Genomic DNA, 16081 nt, shown 5'->3' with positions numbered 1-16081 from the left:
TGCACTAGGGACGCTGAATCTGTCCTTTCCCCGGTGGATACAACCCCTGCCGGGCCGCCTCTTTTTCGATCCGCTCCCTGGCCTGTAGGATGTCTCGCTGCCGGCTTAACTCCCGATGTTTCTCCAACAAATCCTCCTGTCGTGCCTGCTCAGCCACCACCGCCGCCTGCCCCTGATGCACCGACCAGGCCAGCCACAAAACCGCCATCGCCAGCACCAGCAAAGGCACCGCACCGACTTTGAGCTTCAGGTGGTGGCCCCATTCCCGGACAGGCGACCGGGGCGCCCGGGAATGAGCGCCACCCCGACGGTTGCCGCCGTGGCGGATCATGCTGCCTCGCTGCAGCGTTCAGCCACCCGCAGCTTGGCGCTGCGGGCCCTGGGATTGCGCTGCAATTCCGCCACCCCCGGCTGTATCGGCCGAGGGGTGAGAACTGCCAGCCGCGGATCTTCCCGAAACGCCCGCTTGACCAAACGATCTTCCAGTGAATGGAAAGAGATCACCGCCAAACGGGCTTTGGGAGACAGGTGCGACGGAGCAGCGGCCAGGATTTTCTCGAGATTTTCAAGTTCTCGGTTGACCGCAATCCGCAGGGCCTGAAAAACCCGGGTGGCAACGTGAATGTTACGGGGATGAAAACGACGGGGCACCGCAGCAGCCACCAGTTCAGCCAACTGCACGGTATTCTCGATGGGGGTATGCCGCCGCTGTTCCACCAGCCGCCCGGCAATCCGCCGGGCCTGACGCTCTTCCCCGTAATAATAAAAGATGTCGGACAGTTCAGCGGCGCTCATATCCCGGAGCAGATCCGCCGCCGTAAGTTCCTGGCGGCGATCCATCCGCATATCCAAAGGTTCCGGCCGCCGGAAGCTGAATCCCCGCCCCGGCCCAGCAGCCTCCCCGGAACTGTCCAACTGCAGCGAGGACAGCCCCAGATCAAGCAGCATCCCGTCGATATGGCTGATCGCCAGTTCGGCCAAGGTCGCCTCCAGTTCGATAAAGTTGCGCGGCTGTAGATGCAGCCGGTCGCCGAAACGGGCCAGATTACGACCGGCCCGGGCCAGGGCCTCTTCATCCCAGTCAAAACCGATGAGTTGGCCGGCCGGGGCGCTGGCTTCCAGGATGGCGGCGGCATGCCCTCCCATCCCCAAGTTGCCGTCAACGTAAATCCCGCCGCTGACCGGTGCCAGCCAGAACAGGGATTCGGCCAACAGCACTGGTTGATGGGCGGTATCCATCAATTCTAAAAAAGCCCCAGCTCCAGCAGGGACTGCTCAAATTCCACAAACTGTTCACTGGTCGGTCGGCTGACCTGATCCCAAGTCTCCTTGTCCCAGATCTCGAAATAGGAGATCATGCCGTTAACCACCACATCTTTGTGCAAACCGCATTCATCGCGCAGGTTGGGGGGCAGCAAAATGCGGCCCTGACGATCAAGAGCGCACTCCACCACGCCGCCGATCATGTAGCGCATCATCTTAAGTTGCTGGGGGTGCTTTTTCCCTTGCGCCATCAGGCTTACTTCCAGCTCTTCCCAAGTGGGCAGAGGATAGGCCTTCAAGCAGGTCTTCCAGGGCATGACCATCAGCCGCTCGTCGTACTGCTTGCGCAAAACGTCTCGGAAGCGGGTGGCGATACTGAGCCGCCCCTTGCCGTCCAGAATATGTTCCGAGCGCCCCCGGAAATGATACACCGGGGTGCGCGGCCTGCCTTCACCTGTCAATCAACTTTCCTCCGCTGAAACCCACGTTATACCCGGAAAAACCTCATCTCGCCCCCCTTTGCCCCCCTTTGCCCCACTTTGCACCACCAAACACCTTATAGTGATAAACAACCGGGGGTGTCAAGAAAAAAAAGCGGTTAGGCTTGGTCGGGAAAATTGTTTTTCTGCTTGCTTTGTTGGCAAAATCAATTTAGAGTGTCCCGTTTTTTCGGCACCTGTAACAAGTTGCCGGTTTCCGCCGTAAACTCTCACCATGTACCAGCGGTCAGGATCGCCCCGGCGACCGTCACCCCTCTACCCGTGGTTGCAGTCAAAACGGCCCACCCACCAGCCCCAACCGGAAGAATATGACCAGTCAACAAGAGATCAGAAACGTCGCCATTATCGCCCATGTCGACCATGGAAAAACCACCCTGGTGGACCAGCTTTTTCGCCAAAGCGGCATGTTTCGGGAGAACCAGCAGGTCGCTGAACGGATGATGGACTCCATGGACCTGGAAAAGGAGCGAGGAATCACCATTTCCGCCAAAAACGGCACCTTCCTGCACAAAGGATACCGCATCAACATCATCGACACCCCGGGCCATGCCGATTTTGGCGGCCAGGTGGAACGGGTGTTGCGCATGGCCGACGGCTGCCTGCTGCTGGTGGACGCCCAGGAAGGCCCCATGCCCCAGACCTATTTTGTGCTGAAAAAGGCCCTGGCCGCCAACCTGCCGTTGATCGTGGTGGTCAACAAGATCGACAAACCGGCGGCCAGGCCCGACTGGGTCGTGGACCAGGTCTTTGATCTCTTTGTCAAACTTGGCGCCCCGGATGACCTGCTGGATTTCGCCGTGGTCTACGCCTCGGCCAAAGACGGCTACGCTTCCATGACCCTGCCGGTTAACAAACAGGACATGAGTGCCATTGCCGATCTGATGGTGGAGCAGATCCCCGCGCCCACCGGCGACGCCGACGGCCCCCTGCAGATGCAGGTCAGCTCCCTGGACGCCTCTCCCTACCTTGGCCGCCTGGCCATCGGCAAGGTCACCGGCGGCAGCCTGAACATCAACCGCAGCGTGCTGGTGTGCAAGCGCGACGGCTCCAGCAAGCCAGCCCGGATCACCAAGATTTACCGTTTTGAGGGCAACGCCAAAGTGGCCACCGACCAGGCGATCTGCGGGGAAGTCGTGGCGGTGGCGGGAATGGACGACATCACCGTGGGGGAAACCTTCACCGACCCGGATAACCCCAAGCCGCTTCCGCTGATCGACATCGACCCGCCCACCATCGCCATGAACTTCCTGCCCAACGACTCACCCTTTGCCGGCCAGGAGGGCAAATTCGTCACCTCCCGGCACATTGAAGAGCGGCTGCGGCGGGAGACCATCTCCGACGTGGCCCTGCAGGTCAGCCCGCTGCAGGAAGGAGTCGGCTTCAAGGTGGCCGGCCGGGGAGAGTTGCATCTTTCCGTCCTTATTGAAACCATGCGGCGGGAAGGCTACGAGTTACAGGTGACCAGACCCCAGGTGATCATGCGGGAGGAAGACGGGGTCAAGCTGGAACCCTACGAAGAGCTGACCATCGATGTCGACGAACAGTACAGCGGCACGGTGATTGAAAAACTGGGCAGCCTCAAGGGCAAAATGCTGGAGATGCACCAGGAAAACGGCATGACCCGACTGCTCTACAAAATCCCCACCCGGGGGCTGCTGGGCTACCGCTCCCAATTCATGACCGACACCAAAGGGATGGGGGTGATGAACTACGTTTTTGCCGAATACGGACCATATGCCGGCGAGATCAAAAACCGCACCAACGGCACCCTGCTGGCCATGGAAAACTGCACCACGGTGGCCTATGCGCTGTTCAACCTCCAGGACCGGGGGCGACTCTTTGTCGGCCCCGGCGAGCGGGTCTACAAAAACCAGATCGTCGGCGAAAACAGCCGCGAGGGGGAAATGGTGGTCAACCCGGCCAAGGGCAAGAAGCTGACCAACATGCGGGCTTCGGGCTCGGATGAAAACGTGGTCCTGACCCCGCCGGTGAAGATGAGCCTGGAAGACTGTATTGCCTACATCAACGACAATGAACTGGTGGAGGTAACCCCTGACTCCATCCGCCTGCGCAAGGTTTAACCCGTAAGCGATCAAGGAGCACCGCATCTTGCGGCGATCGAGCCGGCTCACGTACTGATGTACGCTTTAACGTCCCGCTTGCCGCAACCTGGGATACCCCGCGATCGCTTACTCCACGGTGGAACCTGTGATCACTCAACCCGACGGGCCCGGAGCAGCCCCGCTCATTGGCCCAGCAGATGCAGCAGCACCTTACGGCGATGAGGGGCGGTGCGGTGTTCCCACAGATAAATCCCCTGCCAGGTGCCCAGAACCAGGGCGCCGTCAACCAGCGGAATGCCGATGGAGGTTTGGGTCAGGGCGCAGCGGACATGGGCCGGCATGTCGTCGGGCCCTTCACTGCGGTGCCGCCAGTCGGGCTGACCATCCGGCACCAGGCGGTTCATAAAAGTCTCCAGATCATGAAGGACATCGGGGTCGGCATTTTCCTGAATCACCAGGGAAGCCGAGGTGTGCAGACAGAACACCGTCAGCAGGCCGTTGCGCATCCCGCTGTCGGCCACAAAAGCCCGAACTTTGCCGGTGAAATCGTACAATCCCCGGCCCGCACAATGAATCTCCAGGGGGTAGGTCTTATGTTTCGCCATTCTCCGCTCCCAGCGTCAATTTGATTTAAACCACCACTGCCAGCCTACCCCGACGGCCGTCATCATGTCAACTGTCGGGTCTTGCACAGCGGACAAGATCAAAAGGTAAGCGATCACGGGGTTTACGAGTACGCGGTCAAAGTCACATGGCGACAGGACGGAGGGCCTATTGGGGTTGACATTCCCCCCGGTAGCAGCTATAGGGCAATTATCCTCCCTCTCCTGACAATCAGACCAACCCGCAGGGCAACAAAGGGCAAGCGATGAAAGAAGCGGAGATTAACTACTGGATTTCCTCCATGCTGGAGAGCTTCGACAATGCCTCCGACCTAAATGTCACCGTTAACCGCCCTTTGCAGGTGGAAAGCTCAGGACGCCTCACCCCGGCAGCCGTCACCCCCCCGGTGGAAGAGCTGACCCCCTTTCAGACTGAAGTATTCGCCCTCAACCTGATCAAAAAAAACAAACGGCTGCTCAACGAGCTGATTGAACGCGGGTCCTGCGATCTTTCCCACGAACTGGACGCCAAAGCCCGTTTCCGGGTCAACGTATTCTTCCGCCAAGGCCACCTGACTACAGTCCTGCGGCGCCTGAGCACCGAAGTCCCCACCATTGAGCAACTGGGGCTACCCGATTCTCTTAAAAAAATCAATATCGACCGCACCGGCTTCATTCTGGTCACCGGTGCCACCGGCACCGGTAAATCCACCACCCTGGCTGCCCTGCTGGACATGTTCAACAACGAACGGCCCGAACACATCGTGACCCTGGAAGATCCCATCGAGTTCGTACACCAGCATAAAAAGGCCACCTTCAACCAGCGGGAACTGGGCACCGACTTTGACGACTTTGCCTCCGGCCTGCGGGCAGCCCTGCGACAGGCCCCGAAAATCATACTGGTGGGCGAGATGCGAGACCGGGTCAGCATGGAAATTGGCCTCACGGCGGCGGAAACCGGCCACCTGGTGCTCTCCACCCTCCATACCATCGACGCCGGCCAGACCATCAACCGTATCCTGGGGATGTTCGAACACCATGAACAGGGCCAGATCCGCAACCGGCTGGCGGACACCCTGCGTTGGGTCGTTTCCCAGCGGCTGCTGCCCAAGGTGGGAGACGGGCGAGTGGCGGCCCTGGAAATCATGGGCACCAGCTTACGGGTTCGGGAACTGATCTTAAATGGTGAACAGGAGGACAAAACCTATTACGACGTGATCTCCGACGCCCGGGCGGCTGGTTGGCAAACCTTCGACCAGCACATCCTGGATCTTTACGAACAGGGGCTGATCACTGAAAAAACCGCCGTTGCTTATGCCAGCCGCCGCACCACCATCAACCGCGGGTTGGACCAGATCAAAGCGGCCAAGGGCGAGGAAACCAGCAAAATAAAAGACCTGAGCATGGAAGAAAACGAAGCTCAGCCCGGGCGCCGGCGGCGCTGAAGCTTTACCCGAACATGACCGCCACCCAAAAGCGAGCCATACCCGGCGACATCGCCCCAACTGAATTACCCGGGAGAACAGAATGCTGTCACAATGCCCCCACTGCCATAACAAGCTGCAACTGACCGAGGCGCAACAGGAAAAAGTCGCCCGGGCCGTTGGCGCTTTACCCGCAGGGAAAACCCTGAAAATAAGCTGTCCCATCTGTAATGAGCCCATCCATTTGCGGCATGACGGCAACCTGGCCCAGGCAGCCAAAGATGAGCCCACCCCCAAAGCCACCAAGGCAGCGGCGCCCGCTCAAACCCCACCGGCCACTCCTGACGACCTGCCCCCCAAGGCACCCCAACCGCCGGATATCAGCCTGCTGCGACAGCAGGAAGAGAGCCGCACCGACGAGGCCATCGATGATGTGCCCTTGGCCATGGTTCTGATGCCCGACGACGATAAACGCCAGCGGGTGGCGGCAGCGCTGGAAGAACTGGAATATCAGGTGGAATACCCGCCATCGGCAGCGGCGGCCATCGAGCGGATGCGGTTTGTCAATTTTGCCGCCGTGGTTCTGCACAGCGATTTTGAAGGCGATAAGCTGGCCGATTCAAGCTTTCATCGGCACATGCGCAGGATGCCCATGGCCAGCCGCCGACTGCTGCTTTACGTACTTGTCGGGCCGAATTTGCACACCCTCTACGACCTGGAAGCCTTAACCCTCAGCGCCAACCTGACGGTCAACGAACATGATCTCGAACGGATCAAGCTGGTTCTGAAAAAAGCCCGCCACGACTACCGACAGCTTTTCGGCCCGCTCCTGCAGGCCCTGCAGGAGCACGGTAAACTGGGCTGACCAGATCCGGGGAAAAGCCCCCGGCCCCGGTTCCGGACTCGCTACCTGAGCGGCAACCGAATGATGTGCTGCTGCTGTCCGATCTGCAAGGCCAACCGCAGTTCTTCAACCGTATCAGCCTCGGCTCCCGGTTCGCCGGGGAAAAACAGCACTCCGTAGCCGATCTGATTGGGCCGGATTGGCCCGCTGGTCAGGGATTTTTCAGCCAGGTCGCGACGCACCCGGGCACCGATGGCGGCATAGCCTTCGGCCCCGCCGCCCAGCACCCCACCGGCCACCCCGATGGCTGCCCCTTTACCGGCGGCGGCCCCGACATTTTCGCCGGTTACCAGTCCGAAAGCCGCTCCCACCACGGCCCCGGCCGCCCCCAGCAACAGGGCCGGCCGCCCGGCTTCCCGCACTGTTTCGCCCACCTCCACGTGGCCCTTGGCCCGGGCGTGGGCCCGGTCCTGGGACAGTACGGGCCAGGCCCGGTTCTCCTGGTCGACCAGGAAGGTCTGGCCGGTATTGACCACCACCTCATCGGCGCTGTCATTCTGAAAGGTCAACTGCACCGGCAACAGCCCGGCTCGCCGGGCGTTAAAGCCGAAAGCTTCCTGGGCCTGCTTGGGGTCAACAAAAGCCAGGGCGCTGACCATCACCCCGTTGATCTCCACCGCCCCCCGTTCCGGGTCGGGCAGATCCAGTGGCGCCACCCGGTCACGATAGGCACAACCGCCCACCACCAACGAAACCAGCAACACCAGCCCGCCAAGCAAACCCCACAAACGACCTCCGGCCGGGCTAACGGACATGACCATCTCCTCCCTTGTAAATTTGCAATCCTTACTTAAGCCGCGGCCTGGACGATCAGCCTGACCCACTCAGTTCGACGGCGAAGGTCAGGCTGATCGTCTGGCATACAACGCTGCCAGGCTTTCACCTAGCGGATACTGATCGCCACATAGCGGTGCTGGCCGCCGCGGTTAACCAGCAGCAGCACCTCGCCCTTCTCCAGAGCCTGTTCCATCATTTCGCCATACTCGGCCAGGTTGCCGACCGGCTGTTGGTTGACCTCAACGATCACCTCCCCGCGGCGCAAACCAGCCCGCTGCGCCGGCGAACCCGGTTCAACGTGGGAGATCAGCACCCCGATCGGATCCTTGAGGCCCAACGAGCGGGCCACTTCTTCGGTCAATTCCTGGGCCCCCAGGCCCAGTTTTTCTTCGGCTTCCTGGGTACGGGGCACCGGCAACTGATCGTCTTCATCAAGTTTACCGATGGTGACCAGCAAATCTTGTTCCTGGCCCCGGCGGATCACCTTCACCAGCACCTCCTGCCCCACCGGGGTCTGAGACACCAGGGTGGGAACCATACTCATCTGGGTGATCTTTTTACCATCGTACTCAACAATCACATCACCAGGGCGCATGCCGGCCTCGGCCGCCGGACTCTCCGGCGAAACCTCGCCCACCAGGGCGCCAATGGGCCGATCCAACTGAAACTGGCGCGCCAATTCCGGGGTCACGTGTTGAATCAACACCCCCAGCCAACCCCGAGTCACGGTGCCATGCTCACGGATCTGGTCAATGATATTTTTGGCCATGTTCACCGGAATTGCAAAACCGATGCCGATGTTGCCCCCCCCTCGGGAGTATATGGCGGTATTGATCCCCACCATCTCACCCTGCAGGTTAAACAGCGGGCCGCCGGAATTACCGGGGTTGATGGAGGCGTCGGTCTGGATAAAGTTTTCATACGGACCGCTACCCAACGAGCGCCCCTTACCACTGACAATCCCAGCGGTGACGGTCTGCTCAAAACCAAAGGGGTTGCCGATGGCGATTACCCAGTCACCCACCCGCAGAGCATCGGAGTCACCCATCTTGACGGCGGGCAACGCGCTTTTGGCCTCGATTTTAAGCAGGGCCAGGTCGGTTTTAGGATCCCGCCCCACCACCTCGGCGTCATATTCCTCGAAATTGGTCAGCCGGATATTAATGGAATCGGCGTTCTCCACCACATGGTTATTGGTGACAATGTAGCCGTCAGGCGAGATGATCACGCCGGAACCCAGACTGGTACGCTGCATCTCCCGCGGCGGGGTTCCCCGGGGCGGCCGGGAGTGGGGCGAAGGGGAATCGAAAAAACGCCTGAACAGTTCCGGCAGTTCTTCTCCTTCAAAGAAAAAATGATGGGGTGAACTGGGAGCCTGAACCGTCTGGGTGGTATAAATATTGACCACTGACGGACCGAGCTTCTCCGCCAGATCGGCAAAGGAAGGCGGAGGCGCCGCCCGACCGGTAGTGGCCACCAGCATCAACAGGGCTGTAAGGGAGAACATTGTCAACAGGCGAGCCGCAGTCCCGGCCCGAAGCGTGGTAATTGAGCGGTTCATGGAATCTCCTTAAAATATTTTTTATGATTGGTAACGGTACGGTTGTACTCTAACGGCTGCCCGGCCGTTGTCAAGCCAGGCCGGCGGCTGCAAAAAAGGGGACCGCTGCGATCGGGCAGGCCGCAGCGGTCCCTGGAGGGCCCTTCGCCATGAAAGCAAAGGGGAAAGGAAGAAACAGGCGCGTTAAGCAACGCACCTGCAACCAGGACAGCGTCTGATGCAACAATGTTCCGGAAAAATATCGACGCCGACTGCAGATCAAAATGGTCGGCGTCGCAAAAAGCCGCGCCGCCGACCGGGAACTCTTTATAACTGACTGTTCTTTTGTTTCCGACCAACATGTTTGGCGGGTTTCTAAAAATTATTCCGGCTGCCGGAAGCGAATGGCCACCTTGACCGACTCCAGGTCCTGGGCGAAATCGGGCGACAGAGCCGCCACCGGAGCAATGGCGGCGGACTTGCCGGCCAGCAGTTCTCGCAGCCGGGGGAGTTCACAGGGAGGCAGTTCCAGCAGCATCATATCCCGGCCGGGATACCCCACCCGCCAAGAGGACTGGGAATTACAGTCCGCAAGAAAGCTATCCAGATCATCACCTTGATTCACCTCGAAAACCACCAGCACATCGGGCCGTTGCATATTTAGTCCTGGAAGTGACGAGCGATGGGACGGAACGGTATCATAAGTGTGACCGGGAGTAAAATCGGGGGCAACGATGGGCGCCTGATAGCGGCGGGGAGAAGTGGCGGCCAGGGTGGCATCGGGCAGCGGCAGCCGGGGGCTATCGCCGACCAGGCCGGCAACCTGGCTGGCCCGGGGCTGGCTGTCGGTCACCGGCGCTTCCAGGGGGGCGGCCAGCGGCCAGGGGATCATGGAGTTCTTCACCAGCACTGCCAGCAGCATGGCGGTAGCCACCGTACCGGCAGCGGTGGGCACCGACACCGAAAAGTCCTGCCGTTGCCACCAGGCCAGCAGCCGGGCCAGCCAGGTCGGAGCAAACGCTTTTCGCCGCTCCACCGCAGCCATAATGCCGGGCAACAGATCCGGCGGAGCCGGCAGGGGCTCCAGGTCGTAAAGCCGGTCCATGGTGGCCTGAAAAAGGCGCCATTGCCGAGCACAGTCGGCGCAGGCCACCAGATGACCATCAAAGGCCGCCTGCTCTTCTTGTGTCAGTTCCTGGTCAAGACGGGCAGTGTACAGCGAAGGGAGCTGGGCACAATCCATAGATATCCTCTGAAGATGGTTTTACCACGGAGACGATTACAAAATTTTTTCCAAACGGCTTTTCAGGGCCAGACGGGCCCGGTTCAGCTTAGACTTCACCGTCCCCAACGGAATCGCTAAAATATCGCCGATTTCGTCGTAAGAGAGTTCTTCGATATCCCGCAACAGGATGATCTCCTTTTCCGCCGGCGCCAGCTCGGCAATGGCGAGGCGCACCAGCCGGTCCTGATCACGGCGACCCAGCAACCCCTCCGGAGATTCGCCGTCGGTCAGGTGCAGAGGATAATCGGGGTCATCAACCGAGCTGCTGCGAAAAAATCCGCGCCGCTGCAACCTTTTGTAACGATTACGGCAATGATTAAGGGCCAACTGATAAAGCCAGGCGCCAAATTTGGCTTCATCCCGCAGACTGGCCAAAGAACGATGGACGGTGATAAAAATATCCTGGGTCAGATCTTTGGCCTCTTCTTCGTCTTTGACGTAGTTGAGCGCCAGATTGTAAATCCTTCCCTGGTGCAGCCGAACCAAGTCGGCAAAGGCCCGGTCATCACCATTTCGCAGGGCTCGAACCAGTTCCGCGCTTTCGTTTTCTTCCTGTTTAGGCATCCGGAATAATAGAGGTCCGAGGTTCCTTCCGTAGTTAACGGACAGCCGGTACTCCTCGAAAGTTCCCGCCCCCGTTCAGTTTTTTATTAAACGGGTACATGGTAGCCGCAGACCCGCCGCAAAGCAAGCTCGAGTTTTTGGTAAATGTTCAGCCGCACCGCATCTTGCGGCGTTCGGCCCAGCTTGCGTACCAGTGTACGCGGCGCCGGGCCGCCTGCCGCAATCTACGGCACCTGAACGTTTACCGACTGGCACAACTGCTGGGAAAAAGCACGGCAACGTTGCCAGGGCTTGAGGTACTGTGTTAACCTGTCGACCGTTTTTCAGACCCGTGCTTAACAATTGCGAGGTGGTTATGAGCCAGGAATTCGATATTGAAAAAATCATCCACGATCTGCGAAAGATCATGCCCTTTAAGGATACCACCCAGGAAAGCGATATCGTGCTGATCATCGCCGATCAGCTCTTTTACGCGGTGGTCACTGAAATTGTCCGTGACGACAGCCGTCGGGACGAATGGTGGCATGTCACTTTTCAGTTGCTCACCATCCCGCCCCGTCAGGTAATCTGGACCCTGCGGGAGGAACAGTTCACTGGCCGGGAAGTTTTCACCATGGGCGGCGAGAAGCGTTATATCAAGGCGATTTCCTGGCGCCCCAAAGATACAGCGGCGCCGGCGGAAAGTTCCACCAAGCCTGCCAAACCAGGCAAGAGCGCGCCGCGCCGCAAATCTCATCTGAAAGTTATCAAGTAGCGACCGGCCAAGGAAAACCGCCGCCATGAACCCAGAACGGGACCTGATCACCGCCATCACCCGCCGCGCCGCCGCCTTCGCCCCGACGTCTCCCCCCGCCGGTCTGCGGCAGGGCATCGGGGATGATTGCGCCATCTGGAAACCAAGTCCACAACAGGACTCCCTGATTACCACCGACACCCTGGTGGAAGGGGTACACTTCGATCGCCGCTGGCACCCGCCCCACCTGCTGGGCCGCAAAGCGGTGGCGGTGAACATGAGCGACATTGCCGCCATGGGCGGCACTCCCCGTTATGTGCTACTTTCATTGGGGCTGGGAGACCAAGAAGACCCGGCCTGGCTTGATGCCATGCTGGACGGACTGGCCGAAGCAGTGGCCGCCTACGGCGCCGTGCTGATTGGTGGCGACACGGTCAACAGCCCCGAGCGGCTGCTGCTGTCGGTGACCGTCATCGGGGAGAGCCCGGAATCGCGAGCCTGCCTGCGCTCCAGCGGTCAACCCGGCGATTCGGTCTGGGTGGGTGGGCCTTTGGGGCTGGCCGCCGGCGGCCTGGAGCTTTGCCGCCAGGGGCTGGCCACCGACCCCCGGTGGCAGCCGGCGGTACAGGCCCACCTCGATCCCCAGGCCCAGGTGGAGTTGGGGCAAAAGCTGGCGACAGCAGGGCTGGTGCACGCCATGATGGACCTTTCCGACGGCCTGGCCACCGACCTGGCCCACATCTGTACAGCCAGTGGGGTCAGCGCCGAAGTGGCGGCGGCGTTGCTACCGATCCCGGCCCTGGTCCACCGGGCCGCCGCCGTCTGCCAGGCCGACCCCCTCTCCTGGGCGCTGGGCGGCGGCGAGGATTACCACCTGCTCTTTACCGCCGACCCGGCCCATGATCCGGCCATCAGCAATCTGGCTGGTACCGTTGCCGGTGCCACCCTGACCCGCATCGGTTGCCTGACCGCCCCGCCGGCCGGCGGCCCCGGGGTGATTCTGCGGGACGCAGACGGCACCGGCCGCGAAATCAGCTACCGTGGCTACGATCATTTTCGAGCTGCCCCATGACCAGTTCCACCAGTTTCAACATGGTCACCGATTTCACCCCCGCCGGTGACCAGCCCCGGGCCATCGAACTGCTCAGCGGGGGGGTGGAACAGGGGGCGCCCCACCAGGTGCTGCTGGGAGTTACCGGTTCGGGCAAGACCTTCACCATGGCCAGGGTCATCGCCGCAACCGGCCGTCCGGCTTTGATCCTGGCCCCCAACAAGACCCTGGCCGCCCAGCTTTACTCCGAATTCAGGGAGCTCTTTCCGCATAATGCGGTGGAATACTTTGTCAGCTACTACGACTACTACCAGCCAGAGGCCTACATTCCCCAGAGCGACACCTACATTGAAAAGGACTCGGCCATCAACGACACCATCGACAAGATGCGCCACGGCGCCACCCGGGCCCTGCTCACCCGCCGGGACGTGGTCATCGTGGCTTCGGTCTCCTGCATTTACGGCCTGGGTTCGCCGGAAGAATATCTGAACATGCACCTTGCCCTCAAGGTCGGAGAGGATTATCCGCCGGTGGAGATCCAGCGCCGCCTGGTGCACATGCTTTATGAACGCAACGACTATTCATTTCACCGCGGCACCTTCCGCGTGCGGGGCGATGTCGTCGAGATTTTCCCGGTCCATGAAGAGGAACAGGCCCTGCGGGTGGAGTTGTTCGGCGACACCATTGAGGCCATCCGGGTGGTTGATCCCTTGCGGGGAGTGATCCATGCCGAACTGCAGGAAGCCACGGTTTTCCCCGGCAGCCATTTCGTCACCTCTAAAGACCGGCAGCGGCAGGCCATCACCACCATCAAGTCCGAACTGCAGGAACGCCTGCGGGAACTGGAGGCGGCAGGCCGCCTGCTGGAGGCCCAGCGCCTGGAACAGCGTACCAACTTCGACCTGGAGATGCTGGCTGAGCTGGGCTACTGCCACGGCATTGAAAACTACAGCCGCCATTTCACCGGCCGCCCGCCCGGCGCGCCGCCGCCCACCCTGCTGGACTACTTCCCCGATGATTATCTGCTGCTGGTGGATGAATCCCACGTCAGCATTCCCCAGGTGCGGGGCATGTACCGGGGTGATCGCTCCCGCAAGGAAACCCTGGTCGAATACGGCTTCCGGCTGCCCTCAGCGTTGGACAACCGCCCCCTGATGTTCGATGAATTCACCGCCCGGGTGCACCAGGCCATTTACGTTTCCGCCACCCCCGGCGACCATGAGCTGGAGATGGCCCAGGGGCGAGTGGCGGAACAGATCATCCGCCCCACCGGCTTGATGGATCCGGCCATCGAGGTCCGCCCCGCCACCGGCCAGGTGGACGACCTGCTGGCGGAAATCCGTAAACGTGGAGAGCGTGACGAGGCAGTGCTGGTTACCACCCTGACCAAACGGATGGCTGAGGATCTTTGCGAGTATTACACCAACCTCGAGGTCCGGGTGCGCTATCTCCATGCCGATATCAAGACTTTGGAACGGATGGAACTGCTCCGCGACCTGCGGCGGCGGGAATATGACGTGCTGGTGGGGATCAACCTGCTGCGGGAGGGGTTGGACCTGCCCGAGGTGTCCCTGGTGGCAGTACTGGATGCCGACAAGGAAGGTTTTCTGCGCAGCGAGCGCTCGCTGATCCAGACCTGTGGCCGGGCTGCCCGCAACGCCGACGGGCTGGTAATCCTTTACGGCGACCGGGTCAGTGAAGCCATGGCCCGCACCATCGCTGAAACTGAGCGGCGACGGGCCATCCAGGCCGAATACAACCGGGCCCACGGCATCACCCCGGCCACCATCCGTTCCCGGATCAAAGACATCATGGCCAGCATCTACGAACAGGATTACGCCACGGTGGAAGTTGCGCCGCAAACCGGGGAGCCCAAGCCGACCTTTAAAAATCTGGCCGAACTGCGGCGGGAAATCAGGGAATTGGAAAAGGCCATGCAGGAGGCGGCCCGGGAGCTGGCCTTTGAAGATGCTGCCGAACTGCGGGATCGCATTAAGGCCCTGAAAGAAGAAGAACTCAACTGGTAATCGGCCCGTCAGGGGCCGGCAGGCGAAACGGAGTCGCCATGGCCATCAAAAACCCCTTTCTGCACAACCTGGCCCGCCGCCTGGCCCCCTCTCTCTATCATCTGGTCAGCCGGGGACTATTTGCCTCCTGCCGGGTGCGAACCCAGGGCCTGGAACACCTGCAGGACTGCCTGGCCCAGCAGCCTTTCATTTCCGCCTGCTGGCACTATGCGGTGTTTTTTCACCTTTACCAGGTCAAGCGCCAGCAGTTGTCCCTTGATCCGGCGGCGCGCTGGGTACTGATGGTCTCCGCCAGCGATGACGCCGAGCTGCTCAGCGGCGCCCTGCGGCTGATGAACGCTGAACTGGTGCGGGGTTCTCGGAACCGGGGGGGGGTGGCGGCCCTCAAGGGGATGATCGCGCAGGTAAAAAACGGGGCCAACGCCGGCATCATCGCCGACGGCTCGCAGGGACCGGCCCGCATCGCCCAGGCCGGGGCAGTCCTGCTGGCCTCCCGCACCGGCGCCCCGATCCTGCCTTCGGCCTGGGCCGCCGACCGCTGCTGGCGCCTACGCTCCTGGGATCGCACCATGATCCCCAAGCCGCTGGCCCGGATCAGCTACCACTACGGCCCGCCCCTGGCGGTACCGGAAGGAATCAGGGGGGAAGAGACGGAACAGTACCGGCTGGAACTGGAGAAACGGCTCAACGCCCTGTACCGGGAAGCCATGACCGCCGTCGGCCAGGAGACGGGGGAGCAGCCGTAAAACTACCCCATCCCCGGCAGACGCACCAAGCCACACCAGTATCGCTCCACCCCCTTGAGGGCGGCATTAAATTCATCCATTCCGGCGGGTTTGACGATGTAGCCGGCGGCCCCGGCCTGATAACTGGCACTGACGTCGTGATCACTGTCCGAGGTGGTGAGAATCACCACTGGAATCGCAGCCAGAGCGGGATCGGCTTTCAGGGCCGCCAGGAATTCACGGCCGTTCATCCGCGGCATGTTCAAATCCAGGAGAATCAGGTGCGGACGGGGGGTAGAAGCAAACTGTTCTCCCTGGCGACGCAAGAAGTCCAAGGCCTCAAGCCCGTCCTTAACATGATGCAGCTTGCAGGGAGACTCGTTTTCTTCCAGGCCGATCTGCACCAGGTGCGCATCCGCCGGTTCATCCTCCACCAGCAGAATCTCGAAGATTTTTGTCTGAAAATGTCTCATGGAACCGTATCCTCATCCACCCGCTCGGTGGTTCAGCCATTACCCCAACCGCAGCAGGTTGACGGCGAACCAGCCCCAAAACCATCATTAAACCAGACAAAGCTGCCGGCGCCGCAAAGAGCGGCGACGCCGGCGGGGCACGGGTTTAAC

Annotated in this window: 16 protein-coding genes; 7 read left to right on the top strand and 9 right to left on the bottom strand. The window is 60.8% G+C overall.

Annotation, left to right across the window (positions count from 1 at the left end; all coding sequences use genetic code 11):
- Window positions 1-4 precede the first annotated feature (4 nt).
- The 3 genes from P0N66_RS00420 to mraZ are packed head-to-tail and all read right to left on the bottom strand — an operon-like array spanning window position 5 to window position 1724.
- Window positions 5-331 carry a hypothetical protein gene (locus P0N66_RS00420; RefSeq protein WP_275801982.1) on the bottom strand — a complete coding sequence of 109 codons (327 nt, stop codon included), beginning with the start codon at window positions 329-331 and terminating at the stop codon, window positions 5-7.
- Complete coding sequence (gene rsmH, locus P0N66_RS00415; protein ID WP_275801981.1) at window positions 328-1239, bottom strand: 16S rRNA (cytosine(1402)-N(4))-methyltransferase RsmH; 912 nt, start codon at window positions 1237-1239, stop codon at window positions 328-330. The genes P0N66_RS00420 and rsmH overlap by 4 nt, the downstream gene beginning before the upstream one ends.
- A gap of 5 nt (window positions 1240-1244) precedes the next feature.
- The gene (mraZ, locus tag P0N66_RS00410; protein ID WP_275801980.1) at window positions 1245-1724 is read right to left on the bottom strand and encodes a division/cell wall cluster transcriptional repressor MraZ; all 480 of its coding nucleotides are present in this window, start codon (window positions 1722-1724) and stop codon (window positions 1245-1247) included.
- Between the two features lie 347 nt (window positions 1725-2071).
- Between mraZ and typA the strand changes: the two genes are divergently transcribed.
- Complete coding sequence (gene typA, locus P0N66_RS00405; RefSeq protein WP_275801979.1) at window positions 2072-3844, top strand: translational GTPase TypA; 1773 nt, start codon at window positions 2072-2074, stop codon at window positions 3842-3844.
- 164 nt (window positions 3845-4008) lie between these two features.
- On the opposite strand, the gene P0N66_RS00400 is transcribed toward typA, so the two are convergent.
- Window positions 4009-4431, bottom strand: coding sequence for a secondary thiamine-phosphate synthase enzyme YjbQ (locus P0N66_RS00400; RefSeq protein WP_275801978.1), 423 nt, complete (start codon window positions 4429-4431; stop codon window positions 4009-4011).
- Between the two features lie 263 nt (window positions 4432-4694).
- Here P0N66_RS00400 and P0N66_RS00395 point away from each other — a divergent pair, with 263 nt between their 5' ends.
- Entirely contained in the window at window positions 4695-5873 is a 1179-nt protein-coding gene (locus P0N66_RS00395) for a type IV pilus twitching motility protein PilT (protein ID WP_275801977.1), read from the top strand.
- Between the two features lie 82 nt (window positions 5874-5955).
- The gene (locus P0N66_RS00390) at window positions 5956-6717 is read left to right on the top strand and encodes a hypothetical protein (protein ID WP_275801976.1); all 762 of its coding nucleotides are present in this window, start codon (window positions 5956-5958) and stop codon (window positions 6715-6717) included.
- Between the two features lie 41 nt (window positions 6718-6758).
- On the opposite strand, the gene P0N66_RS00385 is transcribed toward P0N66_RS00390, so the two are convergent.
- From P0N66_RS00385 to P0N66_RS00370, 4 genes are all read right to left on the bottom strand, one after another.
- The gene (locus tag P0N66_RS00385) at window positions 6759-7511 is read right to left on the bottom strand and encodes a hypothetical protein (RefSeq protein WP_275801975.1); all 753 of its coding nucleotides are present in this window, start codon (window positions 7509-7511) and stop codon (window positions 6759-6761) included.
- A gap of 128 nt (window positions 7512-7639) precedes the next feature.
- A complete protein-coding gene (locus tag P0N66_RS00380; protein ID WP_275801974.1) occupies window positions 7640-9094 on the bottom strand; it encodes a DegQ family serine endoprotease in 1455 nt (484 codons plus the stop codon).
- A 361-nt stretch (window positions 9095-9455) separates the two neighbouring features.
- Window positions 9456-10316, bottom strand: coding sequence for a zf-HC2 domain-containing protein (locus P0N66_RS00375; protein WP_275801973.1), 861 nt, complete (start codon window positions 10314-10316; stop codon window positions 9456-9458).
- Between the two features lie 36 nt (window positions 10317-10352).
- The gene (locus P0N66_RS00370) at window positions 10353-10922 is read right to left on the bottom strand and encodes an RNA polymerase sigma factor (RefSeq protein ID WP_275801972.1); all 570 of its coding nucleotides are present in this window, start codon (window positions 10920-10922) and stop codon (window positions 10353-10355) included.
- 355 nt (window positions 10923-11277) lie between these two features.
- Between P0N66_RS00370 and P0N66_RS00365 the strand changes: the two genes are divergently transcribed.
- Genes P0N66_RS00365 through P0N66_RS00350 form a run of 4 tightly spaced genes read left to right on the top strand, consistent with a single transcriptional unit; the run spans window position 11278 to window position 15479 of the window.
- Window positions 11278-11676, top strand: a complete 399-nt coding sequence (locus tag P0N66_RS00365; RefSeq protein WP_275801971.1) for a hypothetical protein — start codon at window positions 11278-11280, stop codon at window positions 11674-11676.
- Window positions 11677-11701: 25 nt separating this feature from the next.
- Window positions 11702-12727: a thiamine-phosphate kinase gene (gene thiL, locus P0N66_RS00360; protein ID WP_275801970.1), complete on the top strand. Its 1026-nt coding sequence runs from the start codon at window positions 11702-11704 to the stop codon at window positions 12725-12727.
- A complete protein-coding gene (gene uvrB / locus P0N66_RS00355; protein WP_275801969.1) occupies window positions 12724-14733 on the top strand; it encodes an excinuclease ABC subunit UvrB in 2010 nt (669 codons plus the stop codon). The genes thiL and uvrB overlap by 4 nt, the downstream gene beginning before the upstream one ends.
- A gap of 38 nt (window positions 14734-14771) precedes the next feature.
- A complete protein-coding gene (locus P0N66_RS00350) occupies window positions 14772-15479 on the top strand; it encodes a lysophospholipid acyltransferase family protein (RefSeq protein ID WP_275801968.1) in 708 nt (235 codons plus the stop codon).
- 2 nt (window positions 15480-15481) lie between these two features.
- Here the strand turns inward: P0N66_RS00350 and P0N66_RS00345 are convergent, their stop codons facing one another.
- A complete protein-coding gene (locus tag P0N66_RS00345; RefSeq protein ID WP_275801967.1) occupies window positions 15482-15931 on the bottom strand; it encodes a response regulator in 450 nt (149 codons plus the stop codon).
- Window positions 15932-16081 lie beyond the last annotated feature (150 nt).

It is taken from the genome of Desulfurivibrio dismutans, from assembly GCF_029210385.1.
In the GTDB taxonomy this organism is placed as follows: Bacteria; Desulfobacterota; Desulfobulbia; order Desulfobulbales; family Desulfurivibrionaceae; genus Desulfurivibrio; species Desulfurivibrio dismutans.
Note: the sequence above shows the minus strand (reverse complement) of the source record. Positions and strands in the feature narration are given on the sequence as shown.

Excerpts from the sequence above, each read along its gene's own strand:
- P0N66_RS00420 (WP_275801982.1), bottom strand. The coding sequence starts at position 331 with ATGATCCGCCACGGCGGCAACCGTCGGGGTGGCGCTCATTCCCGGGCG.
- rsmH (WP_275801981.1), bottom strand. The coding sequence starts at position 1,239 with ATGGATACCGCCCATCAACCAGTGCTGTTGGCCGAATCCCTGTTCTGG.
- typA (WP_275801979.1), top strand. The coding sequence starts at position 2,072 with ATGACCAGTCAACAAGAGATCAGAAACGTCGCCATTATCGCCCATGTC.
- P0N66_RS00400 (WP_275801978.1), bottom strand. The coding sequence starts at position 4,431 with ATGGCGAAACATAAGACCTACCCCCTGGAGATTCATTGTGCGGGCCGG.
- P0N66_RS00395 (WP_275801977.1), top strand. The coding sequence starts at position 4,695 with ATGAAAGAAGCGGAGATTAACTACTGGATTTCCTCCATGCTGGAGAGC.
- P0N66_RS00390 (WP_275801976.1), top strand. The coding sequence starts at position 5,956 with ATGCTGTCACAATGCCCCCACTGCCATAACAAGCTGCAACTGACCGAG.
- P0N66_RS00385 (WP_275801975.1), bottom strand. The coding sequence starts at position 7,511 with ATGTCCGTTAGCCCGGCCGGAGGTCGTTTGTGGGGTTTGCTTGGCGGG.
- P0N66_RS00380 (WP_275801974.1), bottom strand. The coding sequence starts at position 9,094 with ATGAACCGCTCAATTACCACGCTTCGGGCCGGGACTGCGGCTCGCCTG.
- P0N66_RS00375 (WP_275801973.1), bottom strand. The coding sequence starts at position 10,316 with ATGGATTGTGCCCAGCTCCCTTCGCTGTACACTGCCCGTCTTGACCAG.
- P0N66_RS00370 (WP_275801972.1), bottom strand. The coding sequence starts at position 10,922 with ATGCCTAAACAGGAAGAAAACGAAAGCGCGGAACTGGTTCGAGCCCTG.
- P0N66_RS00365 (WP_275801971.1), top strand. The coding sequence starts at position 11,278 with ATGAGCCAGGAATTCGATATTGAAAAAATCATCCACGATCTGCGAAAG.
- thiL (WP_275801970.1), top strand. The coding sequence starts at position 11,702 with ATGAACCCAGAACGGGACCTGATCACCGCCATCACCCGCCGCGCCGCC.
- uvrB (WP_275801969.1), top strand. The coding sequence starts at position 12,724 with ATGACCAGTTCCACCAGTTTCAACATGGTCACCGATTTCACCCCCGCC.
- P0N66_RS00350 (WP_275801968.1), top strand. The coding sequence starts at position 14,772 with ATGGCCATCAAAAACCCCTTTCTGCACAACCTGGCCCGCCGCCTGGCC.
- P0N66_RS00345 (WP_275801967.1), bottom strand. The coding sequence starts at position 15,931 with ATGAGACATTTTCAGACAAAAATCTTCGAGATTCTGCTGGTGGAGGAT.